Source organism: Bradyrhizobium sp. SZCCHNR1093, assembly GCF_032381175.1.
In the GTDB taxonomy this organism is placed as follows: domain Bacteria; phylum Pseudomonadota; class Alphaproteobacteria; order Rhizobiales; family Xanthobacteraceae; genus Bradyrhizobium.
Map to the genome: position 1 here is coordinate 69,709 of NZ_JAUHJJ010000013.1, position 17,103 is coordinate 86,811.

The 17,103-nt window shown below is 66.5% G+C and carries 14 protein-coding genes; 12 read left to right on the forward strand and 2 right to left on the reverse strand.

Annotated elements, in window-relative coordinates; genetic code table 11:
- Nucleotides 1–7: 7 nt before the first annotated feature.
- The 7 genes from soxY to QX070_RS29020 all read left to right on the forward strand — a co-directional run bounded on the left by soxY (nt 8) and on the right by QX070_RS29020 (nt 7,290).
- Entirely contained in the window at nt 8–502 is a 495-nt protein-coding gene (gene soxY / locus QX070_RS28990; RefSeq protein WP_315740566.1) for a thiosulfate oxidation carrier protein SoxY, read from the forward strand.
- A 15-nt stretch (nt 503–517) separates the two neighbouring features.
- Nucleotides 518–829 (forward strand): thiosulfate oxidation carrier complex protein SoxZ, encoded by a 312-nt coding sequence (gene soxZ / locus QX070_RS28995; RefSeq protein WP_315740567.1) that lies wholly within the window; start codon nt 518–520, stop codon nt 827–829.
- Entirely contained in the window at nt 826–1,674 is an 849-nt protein-coding gene (gene soxA / locus QX070_RS29000; RefSeq protein ID WP_315740568.1) for a sulfur oxidation c-type cytochrome SoxA, read from the forward strand. Before soxZ ends, soxA begins: the two co-directional genes overlap by 4 nt.
- A gap of 23 nt (nt 1,675–1,697) precedes the next feature.
- Nucleotides 1,698–2,000 carry a hypothetical protein gene (locus QX070_RS29005; RefSeq protein ID WP_315740631.1) on the forward strand — a complete coding sequence of 101 codons (303 nt, stop codon included), beginning with the start codon at nt 1,698–1,700 and terminating at the stop codon, nt 1,998–2,000.
- A 136-nt stretch (nt 2,001–2,136) separates the two neighbouring features.
- The gene (gene soxB, locus QX070_RS29010; protein ID WP_315740569.1) at nt 2,137–3,885 is read left to right on the forward strand and encodes a thiosulfohydrolase SoxB; all 1,749 of its coding nucleotides are present in this window, start codon (nt 2,137–2,139) and stop codon (nt 3,883–3,885) included.
- 227 nt (nt 3,886–4,112) lie between these two features.
- A complete protein-coding gene (locus QX070_RS29015) occupies nt 4,113–5,336 on the forward strand; it encodes an MFS transporter (protein ID WP_315740570.1) in 1,224 nt (407 codons plus the stop codon).
- 235 nt (nt 5,337–5,571) lie between these two features.
- On the forward strand, nt 5,572–7,290 hold the full coding sequence (locus QX070_RS29020; protein WP_315740571.1) for an N-acyl-D-amino-acid deacylase family protein: 1,719 nt from the start codon (nt 5,572–5,574) through the stop codon (nt 7,288–7,290).
- Nucleotides 7,291–7,711: 421 nt separating this feature from the next.
- Here QX070_RS29020 and QX070_RS29025 read toward each other — a convergent pair whose 3' ends face one another.
- Complete coding sequence (locus QX070_RS29025) at nt 7,712–9,016, reverse strand: MFS transporter (RefSeq protein ID WP_315740572.1); 1,305 nt, start codon at nt 9,014–9,016, stop codon at nt 7,712–7,714.
- Between the two features lie 256 nt (nt 9,017–9,272).
- On the opposite strand from QX070_RS29025, the gene QX070_RS29030 reads away from it, so the two are divergent.
- Genes QX070_RS29030 through QX070_RS29045 form a run of 4 tightly spaced genes read left to right on the forward strand, consistent with a single transcriptional unit; the run spans nt 9,273 to nt 13,882 of the window.
- Nucleotides 9,273–9,932 (forward strand): ABC transporter ATP-binding protein, encoded by a 660-nt coding sequence (locus tag QX070_RS29030; protein ID WP_315740573.1) that lies wholly within the window; start codon nt 9,273–9,275, stop codon nt 9,930–9,932.
- Nucleotides 9,929–12,391, forward strand: a complete 2,463-nt coding sequence (locus tag QX070_RS29035; protein WP_315740574.1) for an FtsX-like permease family protein — start codon at nt 9,929–9,931, stop codon at nt 12,389–12,391. Before QX070_RS29030 ends, QX070_RS29035 begins: the two co-directional genes overlap by 4 nt.
- A complete protein-coding gene (locus QX070_RS29040) occupies nt 12,381–13,463 on the forward strand; it encodes a lipocalin-like domain-containing protein (RefSeq protein WP_315740575.1) in 1,083 nt (360 codons plus the stop codon). The genes QX070_RS29035 and QX070_RS29040 overlap by 11 nt, the downstream gene beginning before the upstream one ends.
- Nucleotides 13,464–13,489: 26 nt before the next feature.
- Nucleotides 13,490–13,882, forward strand: coding sequence for an MAPEG family protein (locus tag QX070_RS29045; RefSeq protein ID WP_315740576.1), 393 nt, complete (start codon nt 13,490–13,492; stop codon nt 13,880–13,882).
- A gap of 159 nt (nt 13,883–14,041) precedes the next feature.
- Here QX070_RS29045 and QX070_RS29050 read toward each other — a convergent pair whose 3' ends face one another.
- Entirely contained in the window at nt 14,042–15,229 is a 1,188-nt protein-coding gene (locus QX070_RS29050) for an ABC transporter substrate-binding protein (protein WP_315740577.1), read from the reverse strand.
- Nucleotides 15,230–15,525: 296 nt separating this feature from the next.
- Here QX070_RS29050 and QX070_RS29055 point away from each other — a divergent pair, with 296 nt between their 5' ends.
- On the forward strand, nt 15,526–17,076 hold the full coding sequence (locus tag QX070_RS29055) for an AMP-binding protein (protein WP_315740578.1): 1,551 nt from the start codon (nt 15,526–15,528) through the stop codon (nt 17,074–17,076).
- The last annotated feature ends 27 nt before the right edge of the window (nt 17,077–17,103 follow it).

The following is a 17,103-nucleotide window of genomic DNA, read 5'->3' on the forward strand; positions in this document are numbered from 1 at the left end:
GACCGCCATGACTGCCTCGTTCGGCCCGTTGGCCCACCGCCGCCTGTTCCTGAAGGGCGCCGGCCTCGTCGCGCTGATCGGCCTCGGCAACGCCGTGCTGCACGCCGCGCCCGCCTTCGCCGCGACCAACGACAACAAATATCCGGAAGATGCCTTCAAGCAGAAGAATGCGTCTGACGCGGTCAAGGCGCTGTACGGCCGCGACCACGAAGCGTCCGACAAGATCAAGCTCGACGCGCCGGAGATCGCCGAGAACGGCGGCGTGGTACCGATCGCGGTGACGACGTCGCTGCCGAACGTGACCTCGATCGCCTTCATCGTCAGCGAAAATCCATTCGCGCTGGCGGCGTCGTACCACATCCCCGAGGGCACCGTGCCCGCGGTGGCGAACCGGCTCAAGATGGCCAAGACCTCCAACGTGATCGCGCTCGTCGAATCCGGCGGCAAGCTCTACAGCGCGACCAAGGAGGTCAAGGTCACCGTCGGCGGCTGCGGCGGCTAAGGTCAGGAGATCATCATGGCATCGAGCATCCGCGTCCGCGCCGTCTTGAACGGCGACATCGCCGAGGTCCAGACCCTGATCCAGCACCCGATGGATACGGGCCTGGTCAAGGACGCCAAGGGCGAGTTGATCCCGGCGCACTACATCCAGCAGCTCACCTTCGTGCACAAGGACAAGACGGTGTTCCTGGCCGATTGGGGCACCGCGGTGTCGAAGGACCCCTATGTCAAGTTCGCCTTCAAGGGCGCGGCCAAGGGCGACGAGCTCAAGGTGAGCTGGGTCGACAGCAAGGGCGCGACCGACAGCCTGACGGCGACGATCCAATGAGGGCGCTGCGCCTCGCGCTGACTGTCGCGGCCGCGCTCGCTCTCGGCGCCTCCGGCGCTGCGGCCGCGGACAAGCCGAACCCGGCTGCCGACGCCAAGGCGTTCCAGGATTACTTCATCAAGAAGTTTCCGAAGGTAGCGTTCGACGATTTCGTCAACGGGCCGTATTCAATGAACGCCGACATGCGCAAGCAGTGGGAGGAGAAGGAGCAGTTTCCGCCTTACGAGTTCGCGCTCGATACCGGCAAGGAGATGTTCGCCAAGCCGTTCAAGAACGGCAAGACCTATGCCGACTGCTTCCCGAACGGCGGCATCGGCATCCGCCAGAATTATCCCTATTTCGACGACAAGGAAGGCAAGGTCATCACCCTCGAGCTGGCGCTGAATCGCTGCCGCGAGGCCAATGGCGAGCAGCCCTACTCCTACGTCAAGGACGAGATGGCATCGCTGACCGCCTACATGGCGTACACGTCGCGCGGCAAGCGTTTCGACATCAATATCCCCGACGATCCGCGTGCGCTCGAGGCGTTCGAGAAGGGCAAGGAATATTTCTACACCCGCCGCGGCCAGTTGAACTTCTCCTGCGCGAGCTGCCATGTGCAGAGCCCTGGCGAGCGGATCCGCGCAGAGATCCTGGCGCCGGCGCTCGGCATCCTCAACGCGATGCCGATCTACCGCTCGGAATGGAGCGGCATGGGCACGATCAGCCGGCGCTTCGTCACCTGCAACAGCCAGACGCGCGCCGTGCCGCTGGAGCCGCAATCGGACGAATACCGCAACCTCGAATACTATCTGTCCTACGTGTCGAACGGCCTGCCGGTTTCAGGACCGGGAGCGCGGCCATGACAAATGTCAAGACAGCAAGCGTCATGAAAAAGATCGTGTTCGCCATGATGGTATCAGCGGTCGGCGCCGGCTCCGCGCGGGCCGCGTCGGAGGCCGACTATCTCGCGGCTGTCGCGGCGGCCGAGAGCGCCAACAAGGAAGCCGGACGTCTGCGCAACCAATGGACCGTGACCCAGGCCGCACTCAATGCCGCGAAGAAGGCAGCCGATTCCGGCAATTTCGATTCTGCGCTGAAATCGGCGCAGGAGGCCGAGGCGCTCGCCAAGGCATCGATCGTCCAGGCCACCAGCGAGAAGCAGCGCTGGAAGGACATGGAGATCAGGTAGAGCATGATCCGGAAAAGTGGAAACCGGCTTTCCCTCGCACAAGCGCCGAAGGCGTTTATGCGGAGATCATGCTCAAGCAAAGGGATAGCTCACGACGCGATTCCATGGAATCGCATCGTGATCTAGGACGCGAGCCATGATTCGGCGCCGGGACTTTCTGCAAGCATCAGTTGCCGCCGCGCTCGCCGCGCCGGCGCTGCTGCGCAACGCCCGCGCCGCCGACACCGTCAGCCTCTACGACATCGAGAAATTCGGCAACGCCCGCATCCTGCACATCACGGACACGCATGCGCAGCTTCGACCGCTGTTGTTCCGCGAGCCCAGCGTCAATCTCGGCATTGGCGAGATGTGGGGACGGCCGCCGCATCTGGTCGAGCGCGCCTTCCTCGACCGCTACGGCATCCGGCCCGACAGCGCCGAGGCTTACGCGTTCACCTCGTTCGAGTTCGAGAAGTACGCCGGGCGCTTCGGCCGGATGGGCGGCTTCGCGCATCTGAAAACCCTGGTCGACAAGCTGCGCGCCGATGCCGGAGACCATCGCTCGGTGCTGCTCGATGGCGGCGATCTCTGGCAGGGCACCGGACTTGCCAATGCGATGCGGGGCGCCGACATGGTGAGCGCCGCCAACCTGCTCGGCATCGACGCCATGACCGGGCACTGGGAGTTCACCTATGGCGAGGAGGCGCTGCGCGCCAACCTCGCCCGCTTCAAGGGCGAGTTCCTGGCGCAGAACGTGTTCCTGACCGAGGAGGCCGCGTTCAACGACGCCAAGGCGTTCGATCACGGCTCCGGCCGCGTATTCAAGCCGGCCACCATCAAGGAGATCGGCGGCGCCCGCATTGCCGTGATCGGCCAGGCCTTTCCCTACGTGCCGATCGCGCATCCGCGCCGCTTCACGCCGGACTGGACGTTCGGCATCCGCGAGGAGGAGCTGCAGAAGCTGGTCGATGGCCTGCGCGGCGCCGACAAGGTCGATGCCGTGATCCTGCTGTCGCATAACGGCATGGATGTCGACCTCAAGCTCGCGGGCCGCGTCACCGGCATCGACGTCATCCTCGGCGGCCATACCCATGACGCGGTTCCGCAACCGGTCGCGGTCAGCAATGCCAAGGGCGCGACGCTCGTCACCAGTGCCGGCTCCAACGGCAAATTCCTCGCCGTGCTCGATCTCGACGTCGGCAAAGGACGCGTCGCCGACGCGCGCTACCGGCTGCTGCCCATCTACTCGGAGCTATTGAAGCCCGATCCTGCGATGCAGGCGCTGATCGACCAGACCCAGCAGCCGCAGGTCGCGGCCTGGAGCGAGAAGCTCGCGACGTCGGACCGGCTGCTGTACCGGCGCGGCAATTTTGAAGGCGCGACCGACGACCTGATCTGCGCGGCGCTGCGCCGCGAGCTCGATGCCGAGATCGCGCTGTCGCCCGGATTCCGCTGGGGTCCGACGCTGCTCGCGAACCAATCCATCCTGCTGGAGGACGTGCTGGCGCAGACCGCGATCACCTATCCCGAGACTTATGTGCAGCGAATGACCGGTGCAGAGATCAAGGACGTGCTCGAGGACGTCTGCGACAACCTGTTCAACGCCGATCCCTATCTGCAGCAGGGCGGCGACATGGTGCGCACGGGCGGCCTGTCCTACCGTTGCGCGCCCGCCGAGCCGATCGGCCGCCGCATCTCCGATCTCACGCTCGACGATGGCCGTCCGCTGGACGCCCGCAAGAGCTACAAGGTCGCCGGCTGGGCCTCGATGAACGCACAGGACGGCAAGCCGGTTTGGGATGTGGTCGCGAGCCACCTGCGCAACGGTCAGCTGGTGCTGGTCGGAACTAACAAGGTCACGCTCTCGGGCGTCGACGGCAATCCTGGCTTTGCATCGCTGTCCTGAGCGGCGTGGCGCATGCATTGCGCCAGAATGGCTGGCCGAATCGTCGCCGTGCACCGAAAATGCCGGCCGGCGCGCGCAGGTGCCATGCGCGCGCGTTCGTGGACAATGAACCGTAATCCGATAGTGTGGCGTTGTGTCGCGCGCCCATTATTCGGCAGCCCTTGGTGATTTGCCGGCAACGCGCCCTTCAGGACCATCACTGACGCCGGGAGCCAAACGGATCGACCATGGCTGACGTTCTTGCCGCATCGCAACATGCCGGTGCTCCGGTCCGAACCGCCTCGCCGCTGCGCACATTGGCGCTGATCTCGCTGGCGCACTGGGTCAGCCATCTGCACATGCTGGTGCTGCCGATGCTGTTTCCCTACCTGAAGGAGAAGCTCGGCGTCGGCTACATCGAGCTCGGCTTTCCGCTCACCGTGTTCGCGGTCGTCTCGGCCCTGACCCAGGCGCCCGTCGGCTATCTGGTCGACCGCGCCGGTGCCCGCCGCATCCTGCTGATCGGCCTGACGCTCGGTGGCCTGTCGCTGGCGATGCTCGGCGTTTATCTGAGCTATGCCAGTCTTGTCGTCTCGGCGGTGCTGCTCGGCCTCGCCAACGCGGTCTACCATCCCTCCGACTACGCGCTGCTGGCCGCGCACATGGAAGAGAAGCGCATGGGCCGCGCGTTCGGTGTGCATACCTTCGCCGGCTATCTCGGCGGCGCCGTCGCGCCCGCCGTGATGGCGGCGCTGGTCACCACCGTCGGCGGCTCCGGCGCGCTGATCGCGGCCGGCCTGGTCGGACCGCTCGCCGCGCTGCTGCTGCTCGTCGGCAACGTGCCCGAGGTGCCGCCGCATCCGCATCACACCGGCGCCGACGGCAGCAAGGTGAAACAGCCTAGCCTGCTGACGCCGATGCTGATGCTGCTGACCGTGTTCTTCATGCTGCTCAGCCTGTCCAACGCCGGCATCGCCAGCTTCGGCGTTGTCGCGCTCATGAACGGCTACGGCATCTCGTTCTCGACCGCCAACATCGCACTGACCGCGTTCCTCGGCGCCAGCGCCGTCGGCGTGCTCGCCGGCGGCCAGCTCGCCGACCGCATCCGCCATCACAATCTGGTCGCGGCCGTCGCCTATGCGATCAACGCCGTGCTGGTGCTGATGATCACTTTCATCAACCTGCCGACCGTGCTGCTCACGACGATCATGCTGGTCGCGGGCTTCATGAGCGGCGTGATCGCGCCGTCGCGCGACATGCTGGTGCGCAACGCCGCCCCTCCGGGTGCCGCCGGCCGCGCCTTCGGCATCGTCTCCACCGGCTTCAACTTCGCCGGCGTGGTCAGTCCGCTGCTGTTCGGCTGGATCATGGACATGAACGCGCCGCGCTGGGTGTTCGGCGCCTCCGTCGTGTTCATGCTGCTGACGATCGTGCTCGCGTTCTTCACCGAGCCGAGGAAGGCGAAGGCGTAGGTTTCTTGTAGGGTGGGCAAAGGCGCCTGGCACGCTCGTCGTGATTGACGACAGCATCGCGCGCCGTGCCCACCATCCCGCTCGCGGTGGTGGGCACGCGCCGCCTATGGCGCCGCTTTGCCCACCCTACAATCAGGTCGCTGACGCAAGGCTGCTGCCTCTTCCCCGTATGTTGACATCATCGCCTTCCCGCCGATGATGTGCCCATAACAACAACGACCGGGGAAGACACGCCATGACGCAGCCAGATCTCGTGATCCGCGGCGGAACCGTTGCCGATGGCTCCGGCGGCGATCTCTACGACGCCGATGTCGCGATTTCGAACGGTCGCATCATCGAGGTCGGCAAGGTCGGCGGCGCCGGACGCGAGGAGATCGACGCACGCGGCAAACTTGTGACCCCAGGCTTCGTCGACGTTCACACCCATTACGACGGCCAAGTGACCTGGAGCCACGACATCTCGCCGTCGTCGCAGAACGGCGTCACCACCGCGATCATGGGCAATTGCGGTGTCGGCTTCGCGCCGTGCCGGCCAGCCGATCATCAGCGGTTGATCCAGCTGATGGAGGGCGTCGAGGACATTCCCGAGCCGGTGCTCGAAGCCGGCATTCCCTGGGAATGGGAGAGCTTTCCGGACTACATGGAGTGGCTCGGCAAGCGCACCTTCGATCTCGACATCGGCGCGCAGCTGCCGCATGCGGCGCTGCGCGTCTATGTCATGGGCGAGCGCGGCGCGCGCCGCGATCCGGCCACCGCCGACGACAACCGCGCCATGGCGGCGCTGGCACGCGATGCGGTCAACGCCGGCGCGCTCGGCTTCTCGACCTCGCGCACGCTCAACCATCGGACATCGACCGGTGACTACACGCCGACGCTCAAGGCCGGCGAGGACGAGTTGACGACGATCGCGCAGGCCATGCACGGCGCCGGCCGCAGCGTGCTGCAATTCGTGCTCGACATCTCCACCATCCACGAAGACCTGCCGATGATGCTGCGCATCGCCGACACGACGAAATGCCCGATCTCGTTCTCGGTGACGCAGAACGACCGCGCGCCGCAACGCTGGCGGCAGACGCTGGCCGAAATCAACGCCGCCGCCGCGCGCGGCCTGTCGGTGACGGCGCAGATCGCGGCGCGCCCGGTCGGGCTGCTGCTCGGGCTGGAGCTGTCGCGCAACCCGCTGCAGACGCATCCGAGCTACCAGGCGATCGCGCATCTGCCGCTGGCGGAGCGCGTCGCGCGGATGCGCGATCCGGCGCTGCGCGCGGCCATCCTGAGCGAGCAGGCCAGCGCGACTGACGACCCGCTGTTCTTCAAGCCGAACTACGACAAAATGTACCTGCTCGGCGATCCGCCGGACTATGAGCAGCCGCCGGAACGGTCGCTTGGCGCCCAGGCCCGCACGCGCGGCTGTCGTCCCGAGGAGCTGGCCTATGACGCGATGCTGACGGACAACGGACGGGGCATGCTCTACGTGCCGTTCCTGAACTATTCCGACGGCAATCTCGATGCCACCTATGAGATGCTGCGCGATCCGCGCAGCGTGCCGGGCCTGAGCGATGGCGGCGCGCATTGCGGCATCATCTGCGATGCCAGCTTCCCGACCTATCTGCTGACGCACTGGACCCGCGACCGCAAGCGCGGCGACAGACTGTCGATTCCCTTCGTCGTCGCCGCGCAGTCGCGCAAGACCGCGCTCTCGGTCGGCCTCGACGATCGCGGCCTGCTCGCGCCAGGCTACAAGGCGGATATCAACGTCATCGACTACGACCGGCTGCACCTGCATCCGCCCAAGGTGCATTACGACCTGCCGGTCGGCGGTCGCCGCCTGATGCAGGATGTCGACGGCTATGAGGCGACGATCGTGTCGGGCGTGGTGACGCGCCGCCACGGCGAGGCGACGGGCGCGCGGCCGGGTCGACTGGTCAGGGGTGCGCGAAGCGGGGTGCAATAAGGCTCTCGGCTGTCACGCTCCTGGCCGCCCGCGAAATCCTCAGTGTCGTCCCGGACAAGCGCGCGGTACGCGCGCGCCGATCTGGGACCCATAACCCCCGGGAAAAGTTCGGGGCACGATGGCCGCCCCATCTCGCCCAGCCACATCCGCCGCGGCGTATGGATCCCGGGTCGGCGTCCGCCAACGCTGTGCGTTGCCGGACTTGCCCGGGACGACACCGAGTGTGAGGCCCACATTGCGGCATGGCGGCGCTACGCTCGTCGTCGTCATGCCCCGCGCAGGCGCGGGTATCCGCTATACGGCGGCTTGTCGGCCCATGCACAACCGCCTCTGGAATACTGGGTCCCCCGGGTCAAGCCGGGGGACGACGGTCGTGATCATGGCAACCTGCGTTGCCCAAGGCCGAGTTCTAAACCAGCGCTCACGCAAATTCCGGCGCGACAGCCTGATGCGCCTGCAGGCGGGCGCGTTCGCTGTTCGGCCAGAGCAGGGCCAGGCCGAGGAGGCCGGAGATCACCATGATCACCGCGTTGATGGTGAAGCCGGACATGTAGCCTTCGAGCAGGCTGCCGGAGGCCTGGATCATCTTGCCCATCACGAGGGGCGCAACGATGCCGGCGAGCGTATAGAGCGCGCCGTAGATCGCCATGGCGGCGCCGCGCTGCGTGACCGGGGTGAATTCGCCGATCATCGGCGGGCAGACGACGTAGATCGAGCCGCACAATCCCGATCCGACCACGAGCAGTGCGATCTTTGCCGAAGCGGCGTCGACATGCGGCATCATCGCCATCAGCCCGCCGCCGATCACGAGCGGCGTCGCGCCGAGCACGCCACGGGCCATGCGCGTGGAGACGCCACGCGCCATCAGCGTCTGCGACACAAAGCCGGTGGTCAGCACCACGCACGCGCCGAAGATCCAGGGCAGGATCGAGATGAAGCCGGCCTGCTGCTGCGAGAAGCCGAGGCCTTTCACCAGGAACGGCGTGAACCAGGTCAGCCCGAGCGACAGCGCCCAATAGGCGCCGAAGGTCGCGGCGACGCAGCCGACGAAGGTCCGCGACGTCAGCAGTTGCAGATAGGGAACGCGCCGCTCGCGCAATCCGGCGAGCTCGACCTCCGCCAGCGGTCCTTCCTTGCCCAGCCACAGCCACGCCACGCTCCACATCAGCCCGACCACGCCGAGTGCGCCGAAGGCATAGTGCCAGCCGTGATTCACGATGATCCAGTTCAGCGCCGGCACCGCGAGAATGACGCCGAAGGCCGAGCCTTGCGACAGGATCGCCGTGGGCATCGCACGTTTCTCGTCGGGGAACCATTTGTAGACGGCGTGCACGGCGACCGACGCCGCGGGACCTTCGCCGGCGCCGAGAATGATGCGGCAGATCAGCAGCGTGGTGAAGCCGACGGTGCCGACCATCGGGAATTGCGCCAGCGCCCAGATCAGCGCCAGCACCAGCAGCACCCAGCGCGTCGGAACCCGGTTGACGACGAAGCCGACGACGATGGCCGAGATCGAGAACAGGAAGAAGAAGGACGAGCCCAGCAGGCCGAACTGCTCGGCGTTCAGATTAAGCTCGGTCATGATCGGCACGCCGGCGAGCCCGACCACGATCTTGTCGGCGAAGTTCACCAGCATGAACAGGAACAGCAGGAAGGTGATCTTCCAGGCGCCTTTCGGCGTCGCGCTTGCGCGGGATGTGCCCTTCAGCGTCGTTGGCGCGGCCATGGTCCTTCCCCATTCTGTCATGATCCGCCCCTGTCGTCCGGGCGTTTTGACGATGCTACCCACGAAGCGGCTTTGCAGGCAACCGGCTGGCGAGCTAAGTTATTGCTGCAACGCGGGAATCCGCCCCCCTTGGGCTGCATCGCGATACCCTCGCAACCTGATGCACGCGGCCGGCATCACATCGGGGGCGTCATGAAGAACGAGCGCGTGATGTTCGCGTTGGCCCTTGTTATGTTGTGACGCAACAACCCCGATCATGCTCGTGCTCAGCGTCCGTCATCTCACCAAGTCCTATCGATCCGGCGGCGAGCCGATCCACGTCCTGCGTGGCGTCGACCTCGACGTCTCCTCCGGCGAGCGCGTCGCGCTGACCGGTGAATCCGGCTCCGGCAAGAGCACGCTGCTGCATCTCATCGCCGGGCTCGATGCCGCCGACGGCGGCGACATCCTGCTCGACGGCGCTTCGGTCGGCACGCTCGACGATGCTGGACGCGCGGCGGTCCGGCGCGAGCGGCTCGGCCTCGTGTTCCAGCAGTTCAATCTGGTGCCGAGCCTGTCGGTTCAGGACAATCTCAGTTTCCAGGCGCGGCTGGCCGGTCGGCATGATCCGGCGTGGCACACCGAGCTTGTCGAGCGGCTCGGGCTGAAGTCGCTGCTCAAGCGCTATCCGGAGCAATTGTCGGGCGGACAGCAGCAGCGCGTCGCGATCGGCCGCGCGCTAGCCGTCAAGCCGGTCCTGCTGCTCGCGGACGAGCCGACCGGCAATCTCGACGAGGACACCGCCGACGAGGTGATGGCGCTGACGCGCGACCTCGTCGCGCGCACCGGCTGCGGCTTCCTGATGGTGACGCACAGCACCAGGCTCGCCGCGATGCTCGACCGCCATGTGCATCTGCATGCCGGACGCGTCGCATGAGACGCGCGCTCTGGATTCTGGCGGTGCTGCTCAGCCACTGGCGGCGGCATCCGATGCAGCTCGCGACCCTGCTGATCGGGCTGATCTCGGCGACAGCGCTGTGGAGCGGCGTGCAGGCGCTGAACCAGCAGGCGCGCAGCTCCTATGACCGCGCCGCCGCGATCTTCGGCGGCGCGCGCACGCCGATGCTGGTCGCGACCGACGGCAAGATGCTGCCGCAGAGCGTGTTCGCGGAATTGCGCCGCGCCGCCTGGCCGGTGTCGCCGGTGCTCGAAGGCCGCGTGCAGATCGACGGCCGCTCGATCAGACTGCTCGGCATCGAGCCGTTCAGCATTCCCAGGGAGGTCGGCGAAGCGCCGATGGTCGGCCGCAGCGAGCTCGAGGCGTTTCTGACACCGCCGCATCGCACGCTGATCTCGCCGGAGACACTGGCCGATCTCGGACTCAAAGATGGCGCGATGCCGCGACTCAGCAACGACGCCATGCTGCCGCCTTTGATGGCGCAGCAGCAGCTCGCACCCGGCGTGCTCGTGGTCGATATCAGCGACGCGCAGCGGCTGCTCGGCAAGCCCGGCCAGATTTCGCGGCTGCTGGTCGGCAAGACGCAAGGCCAGCGACAGCCGTTGCAGTCGTTGGCGGACGGCCGGCTGCAGCTCGTGCAGCCGGAGGCCGAGACCGACCTGGAGCGGCTGACCGACAGCTTCCACCTCAACCTCACCGCGTTCGGCCTGCTGTCCTTCGTCGTCGGCCTGTTCATCGTCAACTCCGCCATCGGGCTTGCCTTCGAGCAGCGCCTGCCGGTGCTGCGCACCCTGCGCGCCTGCGGCGTGTCGGCGCGCCAGCTCAATGGCGTGCTGATCGGCGAGCTCATCGCATTCGCATTGGCGGCCGGCCTGATCGGGCTGGTGTGTGGCTATTTCATAGCTGCGGCGCTGTTGCCGAACGTGGCAGCGTCGCTGCGCGGGCTGTATGGCGCGCAGGTGCCGGGCGAGCTGAGCCTGCAACCCGAATGGTGGTTTGCGGGCCTCGTCATCAGCATCGCCGGCGCGCTCGCAGCCGCGACGACGAGCCTGATCAAATCGATGCGGCTGCCGATCCTCTCCACCGCACAACCCTATGCGTGGCAGGAGGCGCAGCGGCGCTGGCTGCGATTGCAGAGCGCGGTCGCGCTCGCCTTCTTCGTTACCGCCGGCCTGCTGCTGTGGCTCGGGCAGTCGCTGCTCGCCGGCTTCGGCGTGCTCGCAGCCATGATGCTCGGCGCCGCGCTAGTGCTGCCGGCGATCCTCGAGCTGGTGCTGCGGCTCGGCGAGCGCGGCGCGCGGGGGGCGCTGGCACAATGGTTCTGGGCCGACAGCCGCCAGCAGATCTCGGGCCTGTCGCTCGCGCTGATGGCGCTGCTGATGGCGCTCGCCGTCAATGTCGGCGTGGCGACGATGGTGGAAACCTTCAGCCGCACCTTCCTGGTCTGGCTCGACGGCCGGCTCGCCGCCGATGTCTACATCAGCGCCGCGGATGAAGCGCAGGCGCGCGACATCCAGACCTGGCTGCGCGCGCGGCCCGATGTCCAGGCCGTGCTGCCGGGCGGACGCGCCGAAACGCAGCTTTCAGGCGCGCCGGTCGACATTCTCGGCCTGCCCGATCACGACACCTATCGCGACCACTGGCCACTGCTGCAGGCCGTCGACAACGCGTGGAAGCAGTTGGTGCGTGGCGACGCCGGCTTCGTCAGTGAGCAGCTGGCGCGGCGGCTCAATCTATCCGTTGGCGACAGCCTGGACCTTCCCGCGCCCGGCGGCGATTGGCGCATCACCGTCGCCGGCATCTATGCCGACTACGGCAATCCCAAGGGCCAGATCACGGTCAACGTCGCCGCGCTGACACGCCGCTTCCCGGCGACGCCCATGACGCGCATGGCCGTGCGCGCGGCGGCCGCCGACGTGCCGGGGCTGATCACGGGGCTCACCAACAAGTTCGGCCTCGATGGTCGCAACGTCGTCGACCAGGCCACCGTGAAGCAGGAATCGAAACAGATCTTCAACCGCACCTTTGCGGTCACCGGCGCGCTCAACACCTTCACGCTCGGCGTCGCCGCGATCGCGCTGCTGACCAGCCTGCTGACCTTGGCGAACTCGCGGCTGCCGCAGCTCGCACCCTTATGGGCAATCGGGCTGACGCGGCGGCGGCTCGCCGAGGTCGAGCTGTTGAAGACGCTGTCGCTTGCCGGCCTCACCGCGCTGCTGGCGCTGCCGCTCGGGCTTGTGGTGGCGTGGTGCCTGATCGCGATAGTCAACGTCAAGGCATTCGGCTGGCGGCTGCCGTTCGACGTGTTTCCGCTGCAGCTCATCCGGCTCTTGCTCGTCACGCTCATCGCGGCGCTGATCGCCTCGCTGCTGCCGGTGCTGCGGCTGGCGCGGATGCAGCCGGCCGATCTCGTCAGGACCTTCACCATTGAGCGCTAGAGCGACCATTTCGCGACGCATGCTGATCGGCGGGCTCGGCCTGCTGGCGCTGCCCCGCCTCGCGCGCGCGCAGGGCTTTGCGGGACTGAGCGATAGCGCCGACGGCTTTGTGCCGGTGACGCCCGGACGAGAGTTCAGCTTCCCTGCGGATCACGGGCCGCACGACGATTTCCGCATCGAATGGTGGTACGTCACCGCCAACCTCGCCGATTCCAGCGGCAAGGCCTATGGCCTGCAATGGACCCTGTTCCGCTCGGCGGCCCGGCCGGGGCCGCAGGGCGAAGGCTTCGACAATCAGCAGCTCTGGATGGCGCATGCCGCGGTGACGCGTGCCGACAGTCACCGCTCGTCCGAAAAATTCGCGCGCGGCGGCGTCGGCCAGGCCGGCGTCGAGGCCAAGCCGTTCCAGGCGTGGATCGACGACTGGCAATTGCGCGGCACCGCCGCGACCGACGATCGAGCGCTGGCGCCTCTGGACATGAGCGCCGTCGGACCGGACTTCTCGTATGCGCTGCATCTGGAGGCGGACCGGCCGGTGGTGCTGCAGGGCATCGGCGGCTACAGCCGCAAATCCGAGCGCGGCCAGGCGTCGTACTACTACAGCCAGCCGTTCTACCGCGCCCGAGGCCGCATCAGCTTCGACGATCAACCAGTCGAGGTCTCAGGGCTGGCCTGGCTCGATCGCGAATGGAGCAGCCAGCCGCTGGCCTCCGACCAGAGCGGCTGGGACTGGTTCGCGCTGCATTTTGCCGGCGGCGAGAAGCTGATGCTGTACCGGATGCGGCAGGGCAATGGCGACTACACGTCGGGAACCTGGATCACGGCTGACGGCGCCTCGCATGCGCTCGGCCCCGGGGGCATCGTCATGACGCCGACAGAGACGGTTGCGATCGGCGAGCGCAGGCTTCCGGTCGGCTGGCGTGTCGAGATATCAGCGCTCGGCATCGCCATCGACACCGCAGCGCGCAATCCAAACGCCTGGATGGGCACGCGCGTGCCCTATTGGGAAGGGCCGATCAGCTTCAAGGGCAGCCACACCGGGGTGGGCTATCTCGAACTGACCGGATATTAAGAAGCCGTCATCAGGGGGAACCGCGCATGTATCACTTCACCGCACTCGTCACCGTGCTCGCGCTCATGCTGTATTTCTACATGGCCGTCCGCGTCGCGCAGGCGCGCGCCACGTTCGGCGTGAAGGCGCCCGCGACCACCGGCAATGCCGATTTCGAGCGCACCTTCCGCGTGCAGATGAATACGCTGGAATGGCTGCCGATCTTCCTGCCGGCACTGTGGCTGTTCGCCATCTATGTCAGCGATGTCATCGCCGCACTGATCGGCCTGGTCTGGATCGCCGGGCGCGGGATGTACATGGTGTCCTACGCAAGGGCCGCCGAGAAGCGCGGCCCCGGTTTTGGCGTGCAGGCCCTGGCAGGCTCGATCCTGCTGGTCGGTTCGCTCATCGCCGTCCTCTGGCGCATGCTGCACGGCTGACCGCCCAGTCCCCCGCTGTCGTCCCTGCGAACGCAGGGACCCATAGCCACCGACGGATGTTTGTTGCGCGGCGGGTCGACGTGCAGCCTACCCTGTTCAGAGATCACGCGGTATGGGCCCCGGCTTTCGCCGGGGCGACACCAATGTTCTGGCGCGCGATCACTTCGTCAGCGGACAGCCGCTCTCCTTGGCGGTGAAGAACGCCTTGTCGCCGGGCACCGTGGCGAGCTGCTTGTAGTAGTCCCACGGCTTCTTCGACTCCGACGGCTTCTTGACCTCGAACAGGTACATGTCGTGGACCATGCGGCCGTTGGCGAGCACCTTGCCTTGCGCGAAGGCGTCGTCGACCGGCAGCTCCTTCAGCTTGGCCGCGACCGCATCGGAGTCCTTGGTTCCGGCGGCCTTCACCGCCTTCAGATAGGACATTGTCGCGGAATAGGTGCCGGCGTGGATCATGCTCGGCATCCGGCCGGTCCGCTTCATGAAGCGCTCGCTGAAGGCGCGGGACTTGTCGTCGCGATCCCAGTAGAAGCCTTCGGTGAGGATCAGGCCCTGCGCCGCCTCCAGCCCGAGGCCATGCACCTCCGACAAGGTCATCAGCAGGCCGGCGAGCTTCTGGCCGCCCTTGACGATGCCGAACTCGGCCGCCTGCTTGATCGAGTTGGTGGTGTCGAGGCCGGCATTGGCGAGCCCGATGATCTTCGCCTTCGAGCTCTGCGCCTGCAGCAGGAAGGACGAGAAGTCCGACGAGTTGAGCGGGATGCGCACCGAGCCCAGCACCTTGCCGCCCTTCGACGTCACGATGTCGCTGGTGTCCTTCTCCAGCGCATAGCCGAAGGCGTAGTCCGCGGTCATGAAGAACCAGGTATCGCCGCCGGACTCGACCAGCGCCCCGCCGGTGCCGACCGCGAGCGCGCGGGTATCATAGGCCCAGTGGAAGCCGTAGGGCGTGCAGGCATCGCCTGATATGCGCGAGGTCGCGGCGCCGACGACAATGTCGATCTTCTTCTTTTCCTTCGACAGATCCTGGATGGCGAGCGCGACCGACGAGGTCGTCAGCTCCGTGATCATGTCGACCCCCTCGGTATCGTACCAGCGCCGCGCGATCGACGAAGCGAGGTCCGGCTTGTTCTGGTGGTCGGCGGTGACCAGCTCGACCTTCTGCCCCAGCACCTCGCCGCCGAAATCCTCGATCGCCATCCTGGCGGCCTCGACGGAGTACTTGCCGCCGTAGTCCGCGTAGACGCCGGACTGGTCGTTGAGGATGCCGATCTTGACCTGTGCCGACGCCGGCGCCGCCACGAGCAGCGCACCGACGGCAGCAACAGCCAGCAAGCCCGATTTCATATGATCTCTCCCGGAGTTTCTTGGCTTTGACATGTCATTCGTTGGAATGCCTGACCATGTTATGCCAGAACCCCGGCCGCGCCCATCCCTTCCCTCCTCAGCCAAAGGGCTGAGAGGCCTGTTGAGAGCCCGGAACCTGTCCGCTAGATTGGCCGCAAACAACGACATGCCGTCCCGTAAGGATGGTACGCGCGGAAGGAAACGGCCCGAGGGCGCGACGAGAACATCGTCGGCGTGACGTTTGCCCTATGGCCCTCCACCACCGTACCTCCGGCCGGCGTCGGAAGGGAGGACACATGTACACCGGCAAGCACGCCCGGCTGCGCCCATTGCAGCCCGCCTTCATCATGGCCTCGACCGGCGAGGCCGTGACCTACCGCGAGCTGGAGGCGCGCAGCAACCGGCTGGCGCATCTGTTCCGCCAGCGCGGCCTGAAGCGGCTCGACCACTATTCGATCTTCATGGAGAACAACAGCCGCTATCTGGAAGCGTGCGGCGCAGGCGAGCGCTCCGGGCTGTATTTCACCTGCGTGAACTCCTACCTCACGCCCGGCGAGCTGGCCTACATCCTCAACAACAGCCGGTCGCGGCTTCTGATCACCTCCCTCGCCAAGCTCGAGGTCGCGCGCGAGGCGCTGAAGGAGGCGCCCGACATCGAGCTCTGCATCGTCGCCGACGGCCCCGGCGAGAGCGAGCGGATCGTCGGCCTCGCGGAGGCCACCGCCGGCCTGCCGGCGACGCCGATTGCCGACGAATGCGTCGGCACCGCGATGCTGTATTCCTCCGGCACCACGGGCCGGCCGAAGGGCATCCTGCGGCCGCTGCCCGAGCAGCCGCCAGTGCAGCAGCTGCCGATCTTCGATTTCCTGGAGAAGCTGTGGCGCTACCGCGAGGGCATGATCTATCTGTCGCCGGCGCCGCTCTATCACTCCGCGCCGCAGGCCGCGGTCAACCTCACCATCCGCGTCGGCGGCACCGCCATCATCATGGAGACGTTCGATCCCGAACGCTACCTGCAACTGATCGAGCAATGGGGCATCACGCATACGCAATTGGTACCGACGATGTTCTCGCGCATGCTGAAACTGCCGGAACAGATCCGCACGCGCTATGACCTCTCCTCGCTCGAAGTCGCGATCCATGCCGCCGCGCCGTGCCCGGCACAGGTCAAGGAGGACATGATCAAATGGTGGGGGCCGATCATCCACGAATATTACGGCGCCACCGAAGGCCTCGGCTTCACCGCCTGCGACAGCGCGGAATGGCTCGCGCATCGCGGCACCGTCGGCAAGGTGCTATTCGGCGACCTGCACATCCTCGATGAGACCATGCAGCCGTGCCCGACCGGAACGGCCGGCACGGTGTGGTTCAAGACCGGATCGCCGTTCGAGTATTTCAACGACCCCGAGCGCACCAAGGAGGCACGCTCGGCCGACGGCACGATGAGCACGGTCGGCGACGTCGGCTATGTCGATGCCGACGGCTATCTCTATCTCACCGATCGCGCCACCTTCATGATCATCTCCGGCGGCGTGAACATCTATCCGCAGGAATGCGAGAACCTGCTGATCACGCATCCGAAGGTCGCCGATGCCGCCGTGTTCGGCGTGCCCAATCCCGATCTCGGCGAGGAGGTGAAGGCGGTGGTCCAGCCGATGTCGGGCATCATGCCGGGGCCTGAGCTGGAAGAGGAGCTGATCGCGTTCTGCCGGCAATCGCTGTCGCGACAGAAGGTGCCGCGCTCGATCGATTTCGAGAAGGAGCTGCCGCGGCTGCCGACAGGCAAGCTCTACAAGCGCCTGCTGCGCGACCGCTATTGGGGCAACAAGACTTCTAGGATCGTGTAGGGCGGCACGACCTCGGATTGATCCTGG

Coding starts and splice junctions, on each gene's coding strand:
- QX070_RS29030 (WP_315740573.1), top strand. CDS start 9,273: ATGCTCGTGCTCAGCGTCCGTCATCTCACCAAGTCCTATCGATCCGGC.
- QX070_RS29015 (WP_315740570.1), top strand. CDS start 4,113: ATGGCTGACGTTCTTGCCGCATCGCAACATGCCGGTGCTCCGGTCCGA.
- QX070_RS29035 (WP_315740574.1), top strand. CDS start 9,929: ATGAGACGCGCGCTCTGGATTCTGGCGGTGCTGCTCAGCCACTGGCGG.
- QX070_RS29055 (WP_315740578.1), top strand. CDS start 15,526: ATGTACACCGGCAAGCACGCCCGGCTGCGCCCATTGCAGCCCGCCTTC.
- soxZ (WP_315740567.1), top strand. CDS start 518: ATGGCATCGAGCATCCGCGTCCGCGCCGTCTTGAACGGCGACATCGCC.
- soxB (WP_315740569.1), top strand. CDS start 2,137: ATGATTCGGCGCCGGGACTTTCTGCAAGCATCAGTTGCCGCCGCGCTC.
- QX070_RS29020 (WP_315740571.1), top strand. CDS start 5,572: ATGACGCAGCCAGATCTCGTGATCCGCGGCGGAACCGTTGCCGATGGC.
- soxY (WP_315740566.1), top strand. CDS start 8: ATGACTGCCTCGTTCGGCCCGTTGGCCCACCGCCGCCTGTTCCTGAAG.
- QX070_RS29025 (WP_315740572.1), bottom strand. CDS start 9,016: ATGGCCGCGCCAACGACGCTGAAGGGCACATCCCGCGCAAGCGCGACG.
- QX070_RS29005 (WP_315740631.1), top strand. CDS start 1,698: ATGAAAAAGATCGTGTTCGCCATGATGGTATCAGCGGTCGGCGCCGGC.
- QX070_RS29050 (WP_315740577.1), bottom strand. CDS start 15,229: ATGAAATCGGGCTTGCTGGCTGTTGCTGCCGTCGGTGCGCTGCTCGTG.
- QX070_RS29045 (WP_315740576.1), top strand. CDS start 13,490: ATGTATCACTTCACCGCACTCGTCACCGTGCTCGCGCTCATGCTGTAT.
- soxA (WP_315740568.1), top strand. CDS start 826: ATGAGGGCGCTGCGCCTCGCGCTGACTGTCGCGGCCGCGCTCGCTCTC.